We start from the raw sequence: 19,480 nt of genomic DNA, 5'->3' as shown, positions 1-19,480 counted from the left end.
GGGGCGCTAGCGTGGAGGAACCTTTGCACACGCGGGAGCTCGGAGCACCGGGCTGAGAGGGCGCTGACATCCGTACGTCCGTACGGGACGGGCTGCGCCGACCGCCGAACCTGTTACCGGGTAATGCCGGCGTAGGGAGTAGGTCTCATGACCACAGCGGACGCACGCACGCCTGCCTCGAACCAGAGCGACGAGGCCGGGAAGTCCATCGGCTGGCACAAGGGGTACGTCCAGGGCTCGCGCCCGGACCTCCGGGTGCCGGTCCGGCAGGTGCACCTCACCAACGGCAAGGACGTGACGCTGTACGACACGTCGGGGCCGTACACCGATCCCACCGTCGAGACCGATGTCCGCCGCGGTCTCGCACCGCTGCGGGAGAACTGGATCATCGCCCGCGGCGACACCGAGGAGTACCCCGGCCGCCCGGCCCGCCCCGAGGACGACGGGCTCAAGCACACCTCGCCCCGGGGCGGGCTGCGCAACCTCGACGCGGTCTTCCCCGGCCGCCCGCGGCTGCCGCGCCGGAGCCGGGACGGGCGGCCCGTGACCCAGCTCGCGTACGCCCGCCGGGGCGAGATCACCCCGGAGATGGAGTACGTGGCGATCCGGGAGAACGTCGATGCCGAGGTGGTGCGCGAGGAGATCGCGGCCGGGCGGGCGGTGCTGCCCGCCAACGTCAACCACCCCGAGATCGAGCCGATGATCATCGGCAAGCGGTTCCTGGTGAAGGTCAATGCCAACATCGGCAACTCCGCGGTGACGTCCTCCATCGAGGAGGAGGTGGAAAAGATGACGTGGGCGACGCGCTGGGGCGCCGATACCGTCATGGATCTGTCCACCGGCCGCAACATTCACACCACCCGTGAGTGGGTTCTGCGTAATTCACCCGTTCCGATCGGAACCGTCCCGCTCTACCAGGCCCTCGAAAAGGTCGACGGCCGGGCGGAGGAGCTGAACTGGGAGATCTACAAGGACACCGTCATCGAACAGGCCGAGCAGGGCGTCGACTACATGACGGTGCACGCCGGCGTGCGCCTGCCGTACGTACCGCTGACCGCGCGCCGCAAGACCGGCATCGTCTCCCGGGGCGGCTCGATCATGGCGGCGTGGTGCCTCGCGCACCACAAGGAGTCCTTCCTGTACGAGCACTTCGAGGAGCTCTGCGAGATCCTCGCGGCCTACGACGTCACGTACTCGCTGGGGGACGGGCTGCGCCCCGGCTCCATCGCCGACGCCAATGACGAGGCCCAGTTCGCTGAACTGCGCACCCTCGGCGAACTGAACTCGGTGGCCAAGCGGTTCGGCGTCCAGACCATGATCGAGGGGCCGGGCCATGTCCCGATGCACAAGATCAAGGAGAACATCGACCTTCAGCAGGAGATCTGCGAGGAGGCGCCGTTCTACACGCTCGGCCCGCTGACCACCGATGTCGCTCCGGCGTACGACCACATCACCTCGGGCATCGGCGCGGCGATGATCGCGTGGTGGGGGACGGCGATGCTCTGCTACGTCACGCCCAAGGAGCACCTCGGCCTGCCCAACCGGGACGATGTGAAGACCGGCGTCATCACGTACAAGATCGCGGCCCATGCGGCGGACCTCGCGAAGGGGCACCCGGGGGCGCAGGACTGGGACGACGCGCTCTCCGACGCCCGGTTCGAGTTCCGCTGGGAGGACCAGTTCAATCTGGCTCTCGACCCGGACACCGCACGGGAGTTCCACGACGAGACGCTGCCCGCGGAACCGGCGAAGACGGCGCACTTCTGCTCGATGTGCGGTCCGAAGTTCTGCTCGATGAAGATCTCCCAGGACATCCGGCGCGAGCACGGCGCATCGCAGACGGAGATCGAGGCGGGCATGGCGGAGAAGTCCAGGGAGTTCGCGGCGAGCGGCAACCGGGTCTATCTGCCGATGGCGGACTGACCTGACGAATGGGCCGACTCCTGGGCGGGCCCCGGTCGCTGTGTCGTCCGGGGCCACTCCAGGCGCGGGGCCCTGCCCCCGGCTGTAACGGAAGGGACAACATCGCGCACGGGTCGTTCCACGTCCTTACCCTGCCTGACATGGGCGGGATCGATGTGGCAAACGGTGTAGTCGGCGCGGTGCTGGGCATGTTGTTCGCGGTGCTGTTCCAACAGCCTCTGCAGGACGGCTGGTACAAACTGCGGACGCGCTCCACGAGAGCGGTACGCAGCCTGAGACAGCGCGAGGAGTCCAGTCCCGCGTGGAGGACCTTCTCCCTGGGCCCCCTCCATACGTCCGCCCTGGTCGTGGAGGGGGACGGCGAGACATCGATACCCGCGGAAGCCATGTACATCCAGGTGCTCGACGAGGCGATCGAGCTGCCCTCGGACATGGTCGGATGGCGCGCCGAGATCGAGGCCGAGAGCGAACGTCTGCGTAGCGAGGGCCGGACGCCGTTGTGGAACGGCCCCCGCTACGCGGTGGAGTCGTTCGATGTCTCCCGCACCGCCCTGGATGAACAGCCCGAAGTGCACCTGCGGTTGCGCCCGACGGACTACTACACGTTCCTCGCGGCTCAGCAGCTCGACCGTCGGCTGGCCGACGGCACAACTCCTCGGTCCCGCTACCTTGCCGCGGACGATCCGCTACGGGCGCCCGCGTTTCTGCAGTGCAGTTTCGCCGTCAACATCGCGGTGGTGACCACCGACGACATGCTGGTCGTCAGCCGGCGCAGCGACCGGGTCCGCATGGCGCCAGGGGTCTGGAACTCTTCAGTGAACGAGGGCATGTCACGCCATATCGACTCCTCGGGCCGGAGCGCCCCCGACCTGTATGCCGTGGCCCGGCGCGGCATGCGGGAAGAACTCTCCATCGAGCCGAACGAGTACTCGCTCGAACTGCTCGCTTTTGTACTGGACATCGACAAGCGCCACTGGAGTGCTCACTTCTACGCCAGGCTGAAGGGCATGACCGGCGAAGGTCTCCAGGCACGTATGAGCAGAGGAGTCGCGGACCGGTGGGAACATCAGACCATCGACTACGTGCCCTTCCGTCCTGCGGCCGTGGTCAAGTACATACTGCGGCCGGATCGGATCCATCGGTGGGCTCCCCTTGCGCCAGCGCTCTTCCATCTCGCCCTGGTCCATGTCTACAGCCGTACGACGGTCGAACGGGCAGGCGCGCAGATCCTTCGGCGCATGTAGCAGCGCACTGACCCGGGAGCGGCCGCCCCGGTGGTTTCTTCGGGGCGGCCGCTGCCTGTTGATCAGCCGGTGCGTGGAGGTTTGGCTTCCACTTTGCGGCGGGGCGGGCTCGGCTCTGTCTTCGCACTGCCGTCTGCCGTGCGGCCGGACCATGGCAGTTCGAAGACAGGTCCCAGGTCAGTCCAGTTCGTGTTCGGGGCCGCCGAAGTCGGGGCTGGTGAAGTCCGGCGAGGTGAACGTCGGGCGGGGGCCCGCCGCCGGTCCGCCGTCCGGGCTGGAGAAGTCCGGACGGCTGTAGCCGATCTTCGGGATGCGGTTCGCCGAGCGGAGCGGGGTGCGGGAGGCGCGCCCGGCCCCGGGGTCGGCGAGCGCGTCCCGGAGGAAGGGCAAGATGCCGCGCTCCAGCAGGGCGTGGCGCCATGCCTCCCTGGCCCGTGCCACGTCCTCCGGCAGCTCTTCCTCGGCCTCCTCGACGGGCTGCGGAGCCGATCCGTTGCGCAGCGCGGTGGCGAGCAGCCCGACGGCGGCGACCAGGATGGCGGCGGCCGTTACCGCCGCGAAGAACCAGCCGGCGGAGACCATGGTGGAGGCGAACGACGGTGCCGGGTCGAGCAGCCTCAGCAGGTAGCCGGCCAGCAGGAATATGAAGGCCGCGGTACCGGCGAGCATGGGTGCCAGGACCGTGACGACGGCGCCCAGGCCGGCGCCCGAGCCCTGCGGTCGGCCGGCCGCGGGCCTGGGGTCCGCAGCCTGGTCCTCCCCCTCGTCGGCGCTGCGCAGTTCCTCGCGGGCCCGCACGTAGTGCTGGTACTCGGTGGCGGCCGTCGAGGTGATCAGCTCCGTGGCGTCCAGGGCCATGGTGCGCAGCTGCACGGCGTTGAGCCGCTCGCCGACCCCGGCCAGATCCGGCCGTTCATGGGCATGGCGCAGTGCGTCGTCGAGGATCCGTTCGTACTCGGGCCGGTCCTCGGCCAGCAGGTGCGGAGCGCTGTTCATGTGCATCCCCCGATGCTCCGTCGGGCCTGAACGCCCGCTCGACACGGGCAGTCGGGCGGAAACGGAGGAGAGCCTGCGACTGGTACGCCGATGGTAGAGCGCCCACGGCACGGGGTGACAGGGGGTTTCCGAAAATAGGCCCGGTGGTCGGCGTGGTCAGGTCTGGATGCGTCTGCCCGGGGAAACGTCAGTCATGCAGGGGGAGTTGGACGACCAGTAGCTTTCCGGCCATGGTCACTCCCCCGTCCATGGCGATGGCGAGCCCGTCCGCGTACACGTGCGGACCTTCGACCACGGGGCCCGAGCTGTCCTCGCCGTCCTCCGAACCGACCTCTCCGAGGAGGTACGGAATGGGGCTGTGACCATGGACGACGCGCTGTCCGCCGTAGGTCGACATCAGCTCCCGGACCGCCTGCGGACCCGTCTCGTCACGGAAGGCGAACCGCTTGGTGAGCTTCCGGAAGAGGTCCCAGCACTCGTCCGCGTCGTTGCGCGTGAGGATGGCGTGCACCGTGTCGTTGACGTCCTCGATGGTGGTGCCGTATTCGAGGTACGCCGTCGTGTCGGAGTGCATCAGCAGATGCCCGTCCTCCTCGACGACCGCGTCGAGCCGGGACATCCACTGGAGGTGGACGTCCTGGAGCCGCTCCATGTCGTTCTTCTGGCCGCCGTTGAGCAGCCAGGCGGCCTGGAACGTGGCCGTGCCCGCACCGGAGTTGACCGGGGTGTCGCTGAACCGCTTGGCGCCGAGGAGCAGCAGTTCGTGATTGCCCATCAGGGCCTTGCAGTAGCCGCCGGCCGCCGCGGCCTCGGCGGACAGCCGCATCACGAGATCGATGACGCCGATGCCGTCGGGCCCCCGGTCGGTGAAGTCGCCGAGGAACCAGAGCCGGGCGTTGCCCGCCGCCCAGGTGCCCTCGGCGTCGATGAGGCCCTGCTCGGCGAGGGCGGCGTGGAGCTCGTCCAGATAGCCGTGCACGTCGCCGACGACGTACAGCGGTCCGAGGCCCTGGTCCGGGACGGGCCGGGGGTCGGGGACGGCGGCCACGTGGAGGGTGTCGCCGCGGTTGATCACGGGAAGATCGCGCGCGGTGGGGGTGTACCCCTCCGGCGGCTCGCCGCCGGGGACGGCGTTGCCCGGATGCGACGGCGGCACCGGGCCCTGGGCATAGGGCGGTACGCGGAAGTCGCGCAACGTCGCAGTCCGCACCACGGGTTCCTGACCGGCCCCCTGTGTCATCGACCCCTCCACCACCGTCGCGCCGCCGTACACCTGACGGGCCCTGCTGGTCGGGGTGGTCCGCGGTGTCGTGCGCCCATCATAGGAATGCGGATCGTGCTCTGTGACGCACCAGGGGTGGTGAATCCGGACGCACGTCGGGTTCACCGGCCGATTGGTCCGAAATTGCCTGATCAATCCCCTGCCGGGGAACGGGGCGCACTGACCGTCGTGCGGGGTGGACGGCGTTGCGAGGAGGTCCGCACGATGAGTTCGGTCGGTATGACCTGCTCGACCGGTCCGTCGTGGGTCACGCCCTCGATCGCGTCGATCAGGAGCTGGACGACCGCCGTGCCGATCCTGCGCGGTTTGAGCGAGAGGGTGGTGATGGGGGGCTCGGTCGTCGCGTACACGGTGGATTCGCTGCAGCAGACCAGCAGCAGGTCCTCGGGGACGCGCAGCCCGTACCGGCGGGCCGCCGCCAGCAGGTCGGTGCCGTTGGGGTCGAAGAGCCCGTAGACGGCGTCGGGCCGGTCCGGGCGGGCGAGCAGCCGGTCGGCGGCCACCGCGCCCGCACAGGGATCGTGGGCGGGGTAGGACTCGTACACCGGGTCCTGGCCCACGCGCTCGCACCAGTGGAGGTAGGCGGTGGTGGAGAGGCGGGTGTACGTGTCGGTGGTGGTGCCGGTGAGCAGGCCGATGCGGCGGGCTCCGGCGGCGGCGAGATGGTCGAGCAGATCGAGCACGGCGGCCCGGTGGTCGTTGTCGACCCAGGCGGTGACCGGCAGGGTGCCGGCCGGGCGTCCGTCCGAGACGACGGGCAGCCCCTGGCGTACGAGCTCCGTGACGACCGGGTCCTGGTCGGAGGGGTCGATCACGACCGTGCCGTCGAGGGCGACGTTCGACCAGACGTCGTGGCGTGAGGTGGCGGGCAGGATGACGAGGGCGTATCCGCGGGCGAGCGCGGCGGAGGTGGCGGCTCTGGCCATCTCTGCGAAGTACGCGAATTCGGTGAAGGTGAAGGGTTCGTCCCCGTAGGTCGTCACCGTCAGGCCGATGAGGCCGGACTTGCCGGTACGGAGGGTTCGGGCCGCTGCGGAAGGGCGGTAGCCCAGGCGCTCTGCGACCTCGCGGACATGGCGGCGGGTGGCTTCCGGGAGCCTGCCCTTGCCGTTGAGCGCGTCGGAGACGGTCGTGATGGAGACCCCGGCGGCGGCGGCCACGTCCCGGATTCCCGCTCGTCCCTGCCGGCCGCCGCGCCGGGGTGTGTCCGTCCGGCTCACCTGGTGCTTCCCTGCTGCTGTCATGGCGAGCCGATAGTAGGGCGCGCGAGGGCGGTTGGCCCGGTCGCATATTCACTCGTTGACAGGTACGTTTTTGCATGATCATAAAAGGTCAAATGCCTGGCAAACCAAGGGAGTTCGGCGCGCTGGCCATGGTGTGTCATGTACCGAGGCAGGTGGGCCTACTAAATGGTCGATGTCTCGAAGAGGTCTCATCTCACCTCTTCGAGGGATGCGCGCCACGGCGTGAGCCACCGGCGTGCGGTGGTGGGATGAGCGCTCCCCCCATTCCAGGTCGCACCGGACGATTGGGCGGCTCCGGCCATTCGCAGCGGCGCCCAATCCTCATAAGGTGAGCAGTATTGATGTGTACGGACGGTCGAGGAGGACCTGCGGTGAGCGAGACGAGCCCCAAGCTGCGCGCCGAACTGGACGGCGTTCCCGCCTATGTACCGGGCAAGCCGGCCGCCGCCGGCGGACCGGTCGCGTTCAAGCTGTCCTCCAACGAGAACCCGTATCCGCCGCTGCCCGGGGTGATGGAGTCCGCCCTGGCCGCGGCCGCGAACTTCAACCGCTACCCGGACATGGCCTGCACCGGTCTGATGAACGAGCTGGCCGACCGTTTCGGTGTGCCCCTCTCGCACCTCGCCACCGGAACCGGCTCGGTCGGTGTGGCCCAGCAGCTGCTCCAGGCCACGTCGGGCCCGGGTGACGAGGTCATCTACGCCTGGCGCTCCTTCGAGGCGTACCCGATCATCACGCAGGTCAGCGGTGCGACCTCGGTCAAGGTCCCGCTGAACGAGGGCGACGTGCACGATCTCGACGCGATGGCGGACGCGATCACGGACCGCACCCGGATGATCTTCGTCTGCAACCCGAACAACCCGACCGGCACCGTGGTGCGCCGGGCCGAGCTGGAGCGGTTCCTGGACCGGGTGCCGGGCGACGTCCTGGTGGTGCTCGACGAGGCGTACCGGGAGTTCATCCGGGACGTCGAGGTGCCGGACGGCATCGAGATCTACCGGGACCGGCCCAATGTGGCGGTGCTGCGCACCTTCTCCAAGGCGTACGGCCTGGCGGGTCTGCGGGTCGGCTTCGCCGTGGCCCACGAGCCGGTCGCGGCCGCGCTGCGCAAGACGGCGGTGCCCTTCGGCGTCAGCCAGCTCGCACAGGACGCGGCGGTCGCCTCGCTGCGTGCCGAGGACGAACTCCTGGGGCGGGTGGGTTCGTTGGTGTCCGAGCGTCAGCGGGTGCAGCGGGCGCTGGCGGGCCAGGGGTGGACCGTGCCGGACTCCCAGGCCAATTTCGTCTGGATCCGGCTCGGCGACCGTACCGTCGACTTCGCCGCGGTCTGCGAGCGGGCCGGGGTGGTGGTCCGGCCGTTCGCGGGCGAGGGCGTGCGGGTCTCGATCGGTGAGGACGAGGCGAACGACCTGTTCCTGAAGGTGGCGCAGGAGTACCGCAAGGAGCTGTAGGGCGGCGGCGCGGTCGGCCCGCGCGCCCCCCTGGCCCCGTACCTCGTCCGGCGAGGTACGGGGCCTTTGTCGTTGCCGGACGCGACTGTGCCCGTACGTCTGGTTCGGGGGGATTGCTCGGAACGTCCCCGGAGGGGTACCCCGGCGGAACGTCCCGAAAGCCTGTGCGCCATAATGCTTGTGAATGTGAACGCGTTCACAAGCGTGTCCTGTTTCCTCCCGTGATTAGTCGGATTTAAAGGGCAAAGTGCCGGTGTGATTACGGCGACGTAAGGAGAAGACGACGTGGAGCTAGCTCTGGCGCCGGAGACCCTGGCGCGATGGCAGTTCGGTATCACTACCGTCTATCACTTCCTGTTCGTCCCCCTGACGATCTCTCTCGCCGCGCTCACCGCCGGCCTGCAGACCGCCTGGGTCCGGACGAACAACGAGAAGTACCTCAGGGCGACCAAGTTCTGGGGCAAACTCTTTCTGATCAACATCGCCATGGGCGTCGTCACCGGCATCGTCCAGGAGTTCCAGTTCGGCATGAACTGGTCCGACTACTCGCGCTTCGTCGGTGACATCTTCGGCGCTCCGCTGGCGTTCGAGGCGCTGATCGCCTTCTTCTTCGAGTCCACCTTCATCGGCCTGTGGATCTTCGGCTGGGACAAGCTCCCGAAGAAGATCCACCTCGCCTGCATCTGGATGGTCTCCATCGGCACGATCCTCTCCGCGTACTTCATCCTGGCGGCCAACTCCTGGATGCAGCACCCGGTGGGCTACCGGATCAACAAGGAACGCGGCCGGGCCGAGCTCACCGACTTCTGGCACGTGCTCACCCAGAACACCGCGCTCACCCAGTTCTTCCACACCATCACCGCGGCCTTCCTGGTCGGCGGCGCGTTCATGGTGGGCATCGCCGCCTTCCACCTGGCGCGGAAGAAGCACATCCCGGTGATGCGGACCTCGCTGCGGCTCGGCCTGGTCACCGTGGTCGTCGCCGGACTGCTCACCGCCGTCAGCGGCGACCAGCTCGGCAAGGTCATGTTCAAGCAGCAGCCGATGAAGATGGCCGCCGCCGAGGCGCTCTGGGAGGGGCAGGACTCGGCACCCTTCTCGATCTTCGCGGTCGGGGACGTGGCCAAGGGCCACAACACCGTGGAGATCTCCATCCCGGGGATACTGTCCTTCCTCGCGGACGACAACTTCACCTCGTACGTCCCCGGCATCAACGACATCAACAAGGCCGAGCAGGAGAAGTTCGGCCCCGGCGACTACCGGCCCAACATCCCGGTCGCGTTCTGGAGCTTCCGCTGGATGATCGGCTTCGGGATGGCGTCCTTCGCCCTCGGCATCCTGGGGCTGTGGCTGACCCGGCGGAAGTTCATGCTGCCCCCGGGACTGCGGACCGGTGAGGACGAGGTGCCCCATCTGGTCCTCTTCAAGAACAAGGCGCTCAGCCCGAAGCTCGCCAGGTGCTACTGGATCGTCGCGCTCTGGACCCTGCTCTTCCCGCTGATCGCCAACTCCTGGGGCTGGATCTTCACCGAGATGGGCCGCCAGCCCTGGGTCGTCTACGGCGTGCTCCAGACCCGCAACGCGGTCTCCCCCGGCGTCTCGCAGGGCGAGGTGCTCACCTCGATGATCGGCTTCACCCTGCTCTACGCCGTACTCGCGGTCATCGAGGTCAAGCTGCTCGTGAAGTACATCAAGGCAGGCCCGCCGGAGCTCACGGAGGCCGACCTCAACCCGCCCACCCGGATCGGCGGCGACCACGACGACGCCGACCGGCCGATGGCCTTCTCCTACTGAGAGCAGAGGAGCCGAGATGGAACTCCACGACGTCTGGTTCGTCCTCATCGCCGTCCTCTGGACCGGCTACTTCTTCCTGGAGGGATTCGACTTCGGGATCGGTGTCCTCACCAAGCTGCTGGCCAGGGACCGCAAGGAGCGACGGGTCCTGATCAACACGATCGGGCCCGTCTGGGACGGCAACGAGGTATGGCTGCTCAGCGCGGGCGGCGCGACCTTCGCCGCCTTCCCCGAGTGGTACGCCACCCTGTTCTCCGGTTTCTACCTGCCGCTGCTGCTCATCCTGGTCTGCCTGATCGTGCGCGGAGTCGCCTTCGAGTACCGGGCCAAGCGGTCCGGGGAGAAGTGGCAGACCAACTGGGAGCACGCCATCTTCTGGACCTCGTTGCTCCCCGCGGTGCTCTGGGGGGTGGCCTTCGGGAACATCGTGCGCGGCGTGAAGATCGACGCCGACATGGAGTACGTGGGCAACTTCTGGGACCTGCTCAACCCGTACGCCATCCTCGGCGGGCTGGTCACGCTCTCCCTCTTCACCTTCCACGGTGCCGTCTTCGCGGGGCTCAAGACGGTCGGCGACATAAGGGAACGGGCCGGAAAGCTGGCGCTGGGGCTGGGGATCGTGACCGCGGTGCTCGCGCTCGGCTTCCTGATCTGGACCCAGCTCGACCACGGGGACGGCTGGAGCCTGCTGGCGATGATCGTCGCCGTGGTGGCGCTGGTCGGCGCGGTGGCCCTGATCGCGGCGGGACGCGAGGGCTGGTCGTTCGCGTTCTCCGGAGTGACCGTCGCCGCGGTGGTCGCCATGCTCTTCCTGACGCTCTTCCCGAACGTCATGCCGTCCTCGCTGAACGACGCCTGGAGCCTCACGGTCACCAACGCCTCGTCCACCCCGTACACGCTGAAGATCATGACCTGGTGCGCGGGGATCGCCACCCCCGTCGTCCTGCTGTACCAGGGCTGGACGTACTGGGTGTTCCGCAAGCGCATCGGTACGCAGCACATCGCCGAAGCGCACTGAACGCCACCGGGACCCGGCCGGCGGATCGTGCCGGGGTCGCGACGCCGACCCCGATCCGCCGGACGGCCCGGCCCGTCGACCGAGCTCGCTAGGGGCTGTTTCACGTGAAACCGATCGATCCGCGTCTGCTCCACCACGCCCGCGCCACCCGTCTCTTCCTGGCGGCCGTGGTGGCGCTCGGAGTCTTCGGGGCCGCGTTGGTCATCGCCCAGGCCATGCTCATCGCCGAAGTGGTGGTCGGCGGCTTCGAGGACGGGCTGACGGTCGCCGCGCTGCGGACCCCGCTGATCCTGCTCGCCGCGGTCGCGCTCGGCCGGGGGCTGGTCGCCTGGCTGACCGAACTGGCCGCGTACCGGGCCAGCGCGGCGGTCAAGTCCGAGCTCCGCGGCCGACTGCTGGCACGGGCCGCCGAGCTCGGCCCCGGCTGGCTGAACGGACAGCGCACCGGCTCCCTGGTGGCGCTCGCGACCCGTGGTGTCGACGCGCTCGACGACTACTTCGCGCGCTATCTGCCGCAGCTCGGACTCGCGGTGGTCGTCCCGGTGGCGGTCCTCGCCCGGATCGTCACCGAGGACTGGGTCTCGGCCGCGATCATCGTGGTCACCCTTCCGCTCATCCCGCTCTTCATGATCCTGATCGGCTGGGCCACCCAGTCGAGGATGGACCGGCAGTGGCAGCTGCTGTCCCGGCTCTCCGGACACTTCCTCGACGTGGTCGCCGGGCTGCCGACCCTGAAGGTCTTCGGCCGGGCCAAGGCGCAGGCCGAGTCCATCCGCACGATCACCTCGCAGTACCGCAGGGCCACCCTGCGCACCCTGCGGATCGCGTTCCTGTCGTCCTTCGCGCTGGAACTGCTGGCGACGCTGTCGGTGGCGCTGGTGGCCGTCACCATCGGCATGCGGCTGGTGCACGGCGAACTCGACCTCTACACGGGGCTGGTGGTGCTGATCCTGGCACCCGAGGCCTATCTGCCGATCCGCCAGGTCGGGGCGCAGTACCACGCGGCCGCCGAGGGGCTCTCGGCCGCGGAGGAGATCTTCGCGGTCCTGGAGACCGAGCCCCGGCGGGGCGGCACGGCGGACGTTCCCCGTTCCCTGCGGCTGGAGCTGGAGGGGGTGACCGTACGGCACGAGGGCCGTACCGAACCCTCGCTGGACCGGGCCTCACTGGTGGTGGAAGAGGGGGAGACCGTCGCCCTGGTCGGCCCCAGCGGCGTCGGGAAGTCCACCCTGCTCGACGTGGTCCTCGGTTTCACAGCACCCGACGAGGGGCGGGTACGGATCGGCGGCGCCGATCTCGCGACGCTCGCGCCCGAGCGCTGGCGGGAGCGGATCGCCTGGGTGCCGCAGCGCCCCTACCTCTTCGCGGGCACCATCGCGGAGAACGTACGACTGGCCCGGCCGGACGCCGATGACGGCGCGGTGGCGACGGCCCTGCGGGACGCCGGGGCGTACGACTTCGTGGCGGAGCTGCCGGACGGGGTGCGGACGCTCATCGGCGAGGACGGGGCCGGTCTCTCCGCCGGGCAGCGGCAGCGGCTCGCCCTCGCGCGGGCCTTCCTCGCCGACCGCCCGGTGCTGCTGCTCGACGAGCCGACCGCGAGCCTGGACGGCGGGACCGAGGCGGGGATCGTCGAGGCGGTGCGGCGGCTGGCGGTGGGGCGGACCGTGCTGCTGGTCGTGCACCGCCCCGCGCTGCTCCCGGTCGCCGACCGGGTGGTGACCCTGGCCCCGGACACGACGGCGCGGCCGGTGGGCACCGAGGCGCCCGCGACCCTGCCGCGACCGGCGAGCGCCTCCGCCGACCGGACGGGGACGAGCGCTACCGCCCGGATCGAGGAGGCGGCGGAACCCGAGGCCCTGCGGGACACCACGGCCCACACCGGACGGGTGCTGGCCCGGGTCAGGAAGGCCGCCGGGGCACAGCGCGGACGGCTGGCCCTCGCACTGCTGCTGGGGAGCCTCGCCGTGGGCTCGGCCGTCGGGCTCATGGCCGTCTCCGGCTGGCTGATCTCGCGCGCCTCCGAACAGCCCCCGGTCCTCTATCTGATGGTCGCGGTGACCGCGACCCGCGCCTTCGGCCTCGGGCGGGCCGTCTTCCGCTACGCCGAGCGCCTGGTGTCGCACGACGCGGTGCTCAAGCTGCTCGCCGAACTGCGCGTCGCCGTCTACCGGGGGCTGGAGCGCGTCGCGCCCGCCGGACTGCGCCGGACCCGGCGCGGGGACCTGCTCTCGCGGCTCGTCGCCGATGTCGACGCCCTCCAGGACTACTGGCTGCGCTGGATGCTGCCCGCCGGGACCGCCGTGGTCGTCGGAACGGCGGCCGCCGGATTCATCGGCTGGCTGCTGCCCTCGGCGGGCGTGGTGCTGGCCGCCGGACTGCTGCTGGCCGGAGTGGGGGTGCCGCTGGTCAGCGGCGCCGGCTCCCGTCGCACGGAGCGCCGGCTCGCCCCGGCGCGCGCCGATCTGGCCACCCGGATCACGGACCTGCTCGGCGGGACCGCCGAACTGACCGTCGCGGGCGCCCTGCCCGAGCGCGCGGAACGGACCCGGGAGGCCGACGGCGTCCTCACCCGCATCGCTGCCCGCGCGGCGAGCACCACCGCGCTCGGTGGCGGCCTCACCGTCCTGATCGCCGGGCTCACCGTCGTCGCCACCGCGCTCGTCGCCCTGCCCGCCGTGCACGACGGACGGCTGGCGGGTGTGGAGCTGGCGGTGGTGGTGCTCACCCCGCTGGCCGCCTTCGAGGCCGTGACCGGTCTGCCGCTCGCCGCGCAGTACCGCCGACGCGTCGAGCGGAGCGCGGAGCGGGTGTACGAGGTGCTGGACGCCCCGCTGCCGGTGCGCGAACCGGGCAACCCGGTCGAGGCGCCCGCGTCGCCCTTCCCCCTGGAGGTACGGGGACTGTCGGCGCGGTACGCCGGGGCATCGCGGGACGCCCTCGACACCGTCGACCTGACCCTGACGGCCGGCCGCCGCATCGCGGTCGTCGGGGCCTCCGGCTCCGGGAAGACGACCCTCGCGCAGATCCTGGTCCGCTTCCTGGACGCACGGGCCGGTACGTACCGGATCGGCGGTGTCGAGGCCGCCGCGCTGGAGGGGGACACGGTCCGGCGGTTCGTCGGGCTCTGCGCCCAGGACGCCCATGTCTTCGACAGCACCATCCGGGAGAACCTGCGGCTCGCCCGGACCGGTGCGACGGACGAGGAGCTGCGGGCGGCCCTCGGCCGGGCACGGCTGCTCGACTGGGCCGACGCGCTGCCCGACGGGCTCGACACCCTCGTCGGCGAACACGGCGCCCGCCTCTCCGGCGGCCAGCGCCAGCGCCTCGCCCTGGCCAGGGCGATCCTCGCCGACTTCCCCGTACTCGTCCTGGACGAACCCGCCGAACACCTCGACTTGGCGACCGCGGACGCCCTGACCGCGGACCTGCTGGAGGCCACCGAGGGGCGTACGACCGTGCTGATCACCCACCGCCTGCACGGGCTCGACGCCGTCGACGAGGTGCTGGTGCTGGACTCCGGCCGGGTCGTGCAGCGCGGCCCGTACGCCGATCTCGCGACCACGGAGGGCCCGCTGCGCCGGATGCTGGAGCGCGAACGGGAGACCGCCCGGATGCCGCGAGGGACCATGGATGCGCGGGAGACCGTGCGGGTTCGGGAGACCGTACGGGTCCCGTAGGTGCCGCGGGTGCGTGGGGGCTGGTCCGGGGTTCCCGGTGGGGGCCTGGTCTCCGGGGCCGGGGCGGGGCGCGTGCGCGCCGCGTTGTCGTCGGTCGTCGACGCGCCGGGCCCGGCTCCCCGGCCCGGTCCGACCACGCGGAGGGCCCTGCTGCGAGCCGGGAGGCGGGGCGGCCGACTTTCCTCGCCAATCGGTACTAACTACTCTCGGGGTATGCCGGAGCAGGACCCGAAGGACTCACTCGAAGCGGCTACCCGGGCGACCCGCAGCCTGCAGGGCCTGTCCACCGAGATCACCGCCCGCATCCCGCAGCTGCTGGAAGCCATGCGCTCCGTCGGCGCGGGCCTCGAACTGCACTCCACCCTCGACCGGATCTGCGAGACCGCCGCCGAACTGGCCCACTCCCGATACGCCGCCATCGGCGTCGTCGACGCGGAGGGCGAGGGGCTCTCCGACTTCGTCACCTATGGAGTGACGGACGAGCTGGCGGACGAGATCGGGCACCGCCCCGACGGGCACCGCGGGCTGCTGGGCGCGCTGATCCACGATCCCGTACCGGTGCGGCTCGCCGATCTGACGGCCGATCCGAGGTTCGCGGGCTTCCCGCCCGGCCATCCCCCGATGCGGACCTTCCTCGGCGTCCCCATCCGCGTCCAGGGCGAGATCTTCGGCAACCTGTATCTGGCCGAGAAGAACGACGGCGGCGAGTTCAACGACTACGACCTGCACATGGTGCGGGTGCTCGCCACGGAGGCCGGGATCGCCATCGGCAACGCCCGGCTGTACGAGGCGGCGCGCCAGCGCGAGCGGTGGATCGACGGATCGGTGGCCGTGACCACCGCCCTGCTCTCCGGCGGGGACGCCGACGACGCGCTCTCCGTCGTCGCCGAACAGGCCCGTAGGCTCGCCGACGCCGCCGCCGGGGTCGTGCTGCTGCCCACCGAGGACGGCGGGCTGGAGATCGTCGCCGTCTCCGCCGACGACCCCTCCTCCTCGCTCGGGGTGATCATCGGGCCGGACAGCTCGGTGGCGGCGAAACTGCTGGGCGGCGAGGCCGTCTTCGTGGACGATTCGGCCACCGACCCCCGGATGGTCACCAGGCTGGCCCATCGGTACGGACCGAGCATGCTGCTGCCCCTGCACAGCGGCGGCCGGGTGCTCGGCGCGCTCGCCACCCCGAGGGGCAGGGGCGGCAGACCGTTCTCGGAGGCGGAGCGGACCCTCGCCACCCAGTTCGCCTCGCAGGCGGCCCTTGCGCTGATGATGGCCGAGGCGCAGCGGGACCGGGAGCGGCTGGCGGTCTACGAGGACCGGGACCGGATCGCCCGCGATCTGCACGACCTGGTCATCCAGCGGCTGTTCGCCACCGGGATGATGCTGGAGAGCGCCCAGCGCCGGTGCGTCGTGCCCGAGGTGCAGACCGGGATCGGCCGCGCGGTCGACGAGCTGGACGTCACCATCCAGGAGATCCGTACCGCGATCTTCGCGTTGCAGCAGGAACCCGCCGAGGCTCCGTCGGGGCTGCGCACCCGTGTCCTGCGCGAGATCAACATGGCGGCGGTACCGCTGGGCTTCAAGCCCTCGCACCGCTTCCTCGGCCCGGTCGACTCGCTGGTCGGTGAGCTGACCGGCAAAAACCTGATCGCGGCGCTGCGCGAGGCGCTGTCCAACGCCTTCCGGCACGCCGAGGCGTCGTTGATCGACGTGGTCGTCGACGCGACCGCCACGCTGCCGGACGGGAGGAGAGCGGTGCGGCTGTCGGTCGCCGACGACGGAGTGGGCATCCCCGCGGGCGGGCGGCGCAGCGGACTGCGGAACCTGGCGCGCCGCGCGGAGTCGCTCGGCGGCGCGAGCTGGTACGGGCCCGGGATCGGTGAGGACGGGGGCGGTACGACGGTGGTGTGGGAGGCGCCCCTCTGAGGAGGGGGTCGAGTGCCTGTCCCTTCTGGAGACGGGGCGCCCGGCTGTCCGGTCTCAGCGCGCGCCGGCCGGGCTCAGCGCCCGGCGTCGCAGATTCGGCGCTCGGCGATGATCCGTTCGATGACGACCGCGACGCCGTCCTCGCTGTTGGTGCCGGTCCGGCCGGAGGCGGCGGCGAGGGCGGCCGGGTGGGCGTTGCCCATCGCGTACGAGGTGCCCGCCCAGCTCAGCATCTCCACGTCGTTGGGCATGTCGCCGAAGGCGACGACCTCGGCGGGCGAGATGCCGCGCTCGGCGCAGCACAGCTCCAGCGTGCTGGCCTTGGAGACCCCGGGACCGCTGACCTCCAGCAGGGCCGTGGGGCTGGACCGGGTGAAGGAGGCCCGGTCCCCGGCGGCCGCACGGGCCAGGGCGAGGAAGTCGTCCGGGGCCAGTTCGGCGTGGTGGGCGAGGAGCTTCAGCACGGGAGCGCCGACGCCGGGCGTCTCCTCGTGCAGCAGCTTCTCGGCGACGGCGACCGTGGCGCCCGGGTCCAGGTGGAAGGGCGGGTAGGCCGGTTCGTAGTGGATGCCGGTGGCCAGTTCGACGGCGAAGGTGGTGCCGGGGGCGGCGGCGCGCAGCGAGTGGACGACATCGAGGGCGATGTCGCGCTCCAGCGGCCGGACCTTGACCAGCTCGCCGTCGGCGTGCAGATCCGCGACCGCCGCGCCATTGGCACAGATCGCCAGGCCGTGGCCGTGCACATGGTCGCTGACGACACCCATCCAGCGGGCCGGGCGCCCGGTGACGAAGAAGACCTCGATACCGGCCTCCTCGGCGGCGGCGAGTGCGGCGACCGTACGGTCGGAGACCGTCTTGTCGTCGCGCAGCAGGGTGCCGTCCAGGTCGGTGGCGATCAGCCGGATAGCGGCAGGCGAGGGCGAGTCGGTAGCTGAGGTCACCCGTCCATTCTCACGTACGGCGGTGCACGGGCGTGCGGAGGGGCGCACATCTGAGGCTGCATGCCGCTGACCTGGAGAACCTGCCTGTGGCATATGCCGACGGTTGCCGTGCTTGCTGTGCCTGTCGGGCCTGCTGTGCTCGCCGGGCCTGCCGTGCTTGCTGTGCTTGCCGCGCCTGCTGTGCGGGTCGGGCCGATCCCTGACCGGCCCGACCCGCCGACCGCGCCGACCGCGCCGATCGCGCCGACCGGCCGACCGAGCGGGCCGGCGCGGTCCCGCAGCCGCATTGGGCCCTCAACGGCGCGGTCGCATCGACGCCTCGGTCCGTCCCTGGCGCGGCCGCATCGGCCGCCTCGGTCCGTCAGCGGCCGAGCTGGGCCAGGCCCTCGGTGGCGATGCGCTCGAAGACCTTCTCGTCCGCCGCGAAGTCGGAGTCGGGGATCGGTGTGTGGAGGACGATCTCCGTGAAGCCCAGTGCGAAGTGGGTGCCCGCGAAGTCCACGAAGGCGTCGAGGGACTCCAGCGGGCGGTCGGGGGTGAAGCCGGTGAGAAGGATCTTGTCCAGCTCGGCGGCATCCCGGCCGACGGCCTCGCAGGCCGTGCCCAGCTTGGAGAGCTGCCCGCGGATGGCCTCCACGGACTGCTCCGGCGTACCCGTCTCGTACAGCTTCGGGTCGCCCGTAGTGACCCACGCCTGGCCGTACCGGGCGGCGAGCTTCATGCCACGCGGTCCGGTGGCGGCCACGGCGAACGGCAGCCGGGGCCGCTGTACGCAGCCGGGGATGTTCCGGGCCTCGTTGGCCGAGTAGAACGTGCCCTCGTACGTCACCGAGGGCTCACGCAGCAGCTGGTCGAGGAGCGGTACGAACTCGTCGAAGTGGTCGGCCCGTTCGCGGGGCGTCCACGGTTCCTCGTCGCTCCGGCGCAGCGTCGTGGCGTCGAAGCCGTTGCCGCCCGCGCCGATGCCGAGGGTGACGCGGCCGCCGGAGACGTCGTCGAGCGTGATGAGGTCCTTGGCGAGCGTGACGGGGTGCCGGAAGTTGGGGGAGGTGACGAGGGTGCCCAGGCGCATCCGGCTGGTGGCGGCGGCTGCCGCGGTGAGGGTCGGTACCGCACCGAACCAGGGGCCGTCGCGGAAGGTCCGCCAGGCCAGGTGGTCGTAGGTGTAGGCGGCGTGGAAGCCGAGCTCCTCGGCGCGCTGCCAGACCTCGCGGCCCTCGCTCCAGCGGTGGATCGGGAGAATCACAGTGCTCAGACGCATGGTCACGACCCTACGGGGCGGCCGCTCACCGGACGAGCGGCCGGCCGGGCCGGTCCGTCAGCCGCGGAATCGCAGGAAGGCGGGCGGTACGGCCTCGGTGAGCCAGACGCCGTTGGCGCTGACGTGGAAGGTGTGGCCCGCGCGGTGCATCGCGCCCGCGTCGACGGACAGCACGATCGGCCGGCCGCGGCGGGCGCCGACCCTGGTCGCCGTCTCGCGGTCGGGCGACAGATGGACATGGGTGCGGTTCATGGGGCGCAGCCCCTCGCTCCGGATCGAGTCCAGTGCGTGGCCCACTGTGCCGTGGTAGAGGTACGCGGGCGGTTCGGCCGGTGGCAGGCCGAGATCGACCGGGACGGTATGGCCCTGGCTCGCGCGGATCCGGTCGCCCTCGATGGCGAAGCGCTGCTTGTCGTTGAGGGCGACGACCTGGTCCAGCTCGGCCCGGGTGAGGGGCAAGTTGTTGCGGGCCAGGGCGCGCAACAGCGTGTCGACCGGCACCCATCCCTGGGCGTCGAGCGTGATGCCGATGCGCTCCGGCTGATGCCGCAGGTGTTTCGAGAGGTACTTGGACACCTTGACGGTGCGTCTTTCGTCCATGTTGTCAGGGTGCCCGGGACGGCCTCCCCGGCGCATCCGGGTTTCGTTCACGATGCGTCGAGGAAATGTGCGTCCACAGGTTTGATCCACAGTCAATTCGAGTTATCCACAGGCTAATTGGCGATT

General features: G+C 70.6%; 13 protein-coding genes and 1 riboswitch. Of the genes, 7 read left to right on the top strand and 6 right to left on the bottom strand.

Annotation, left to right across the window (positions count from 1 at the left end):
- Positions 1-21 precede the first annotated feature (21 nt).
- Positions 22-155: riboswitch (TPP riboswitch) on the top strand.
- The gene (gene thiC / locus ACFVFH_RS10890; protein ID WP_383765898.1) at positions 148-1,923 is read left to right on the top strand and encodes a phosphomethylpyrimidine synthase ThiC; all 1,776 of its coding nucleotides are present in this window, start codon (positions 148-150) and stop codon (positions 1,921-1,923) included. (Overlaps the previous riboswitch by 8 nt.)
- Before the next feature lie 140 nt (positions 1,924-2,063).
- Positions 2,064-3,167, top strand: a complete 1,104-nt coding sequence (locus ACFVFH_RS10885; protein WP_383765897.1) for a hypothetical protein — start codon at positions 2,064-2,066, stop codon at positions 3,165-3,167.
- 177 nt (positions 3,168-3,344) lie between these two features.
- Here the strand turns inward: ACFVFH_RS10885 and ACFVFH_RS10880 are convergent, their stop codons facing one another.
- The 3 genes from ACFVFH_RS10880 to ACFVFH_RS10870 form a co-directional block, all read right to left on the bottom strand.
- Positions 3,345-4,169, bottom strand: coding sequence for a hypothetical protein (locus tag ACFVFH_RS10880; protein ID WP_383765895.1), 825 nt, complete (start codon positions 4,167-4,169; stop codon positions 3,345-3,347).
- A 181-nt stretch (positions 4,170-4,350) separates the two neighbouring features.
- Entirely contained in the window at positions 4,351-5,403 is a 1,053-nt protein-coding gene (locus tag ACFVFH_RS10875) for a metallophosphoesterase (RefSeq protein ID WP_383765893.1), read from the bottom strand.
- 173 nt (positions 5,404-5,576) lie between these two features.
- The gene (locus ACFVFH_RS10870) at positions 5,577-6,689 is read right to left on the bottom strand and encodes a LacI family DNA-binding transcriptional regulator (RefSeq protein WP_383765891.1); all 1,113 of its coding nucleotides are present in this window, start codon (positions 6,687-6,689) and stop codon (positions 5,577-5,579) included.
- A gap of 371 nt (positions 6,690-7,060) precedes the next feature.
- Between ACFVFH_RS10870 and hisC the strand changes: the two genes are divergently transcribed.
- The 5 genes from hisC to ACFVFH_RS10845 all read left to right on the top strand — a co-directional run bounded on the left by hisC (position 7,061) and on the right by ACFVFH_RS10845 (position 16,552).
- Positions 7,061-8,140: a histidinol-phosphate transaminase gene (gene hisC, locus ACFVFH_RS10865; protein ID WP_383765889.1), complete on the top strand. Its 1,080-nt coding sequence runs from the start codon at positions 7,061-7,063 to the stop codon at positions 8,138-8,140.
- 285 nt (positions 8,141-8,425) lie between these two features.
- Positions 8,426-9,934, top strand: coding sequence for a cytochrome ubiquinol oxidase subunit I (locus tag ACFVFH_RS10860; RefSeq protein ID WP_383765887.1), 1,509 nt, complete (start codon positions 8,426-8,428; stop codon positions 9,932-9,934).
- 16 nt (positions 9,935-9,950) lie between these two features.
- Entirely contained in the window at positions 9,951-10,952 is a 1,002-nt protein-coding gene (gene cydB / locus ACFVFH_RS10855) for a cytochrome d ubiquinol oxidase subunit II (protein ID WP_383765885.1), read from the top strand.
- Between the two features lie 104 nt (positions 10,953-11,056).
- Positions 11,057-14,632 (top strand): thiol reductant ABC exporter subunit CydD, encoded by a 3,576-nt coding sequence (gene cydD, locus ACFVFH_RS10850; RefSeq protein WP_383765884.1) that lies wholly within the window; start codon positions 11,057-11,059, stop codon positions 14,630-14,632.
- A gap of 213 nt (positions 14,633-14,845) precedes the next feature.
- Positions 14,846-16,552, top strand: coding sequence for a GAF domain-containing protein (locus ACFVFH_RS10845; protein ID WP_383765882.1), 1,707 nt, complete (start codon positions 14,846-14,848; stop codon positions 16,550-16,552).
- 74 nt (positions 16,553-16,626) lie between these two features.
- Here ACFVFH_RS10845 and ACFVFH_RS10840 read toward each other — a convergent pair whose 3' ends face one another.
- The 3 genes from ACFVFH_RS10840 to ACFVFH_RS10830 all read right to left on the bottom strand — a co-directional run bounded on the left by ACFVFH_RS10840 (position 16,627) and on the right by ACFVFH_RS10830 (position 19,354).
- Positions 16,627-17,493 carry an HAD-IIB family hydrolase gene (locus ACFVFH_RS10840; protein WP_383765880.1) on the bottom strand — a complete coding sequence of 289 codons (867 nt, stop codon included), beginning with the start codon at positions 17,491-17,493 and terminating at the stop codon, positions 16,627-16,629.
- Between the two features lie 361 nt (positions 17,494-17,854).
- Entirely contained in the window at positions 17,855-18,754 is a 900-nt protein-coding gene (locus ACFVFH_RS10835) for an LLM class flavin-dependent oxidoreductase (RefSeq protein ID WP_383765879.1), read from the bottom strand.
- A gap of 57 nt (positions 18,755-18,811) precedes the next feature.
- On the bottom strand, positions 18,812-19,354 hold the full coding sequence (locus tag ACFVFH_RS10830) for an RNA 2'-phosphotransferase (RefSeq protein ID WP_383765878.1): 543 nt from the start codon (positions 19,352-19,354) through the stop codon (positions 18,812-18,814).
- Positions 19,355-19,480 lie beyond the last annotated feature (126 nt).

This window comes from Streptomyces sp. NPDC057697 (assembly GCF_042799335.1).
In the GTDB taxonomy this organism is placed as follows: Bacteria; Actinomycetota; Actinomycetes; order Streptomycetales; family Streptomycetaceae; genus Streptomyces.
This window is presented reverse-complemented; position numbering and strand designations above follow the sequence as displayed.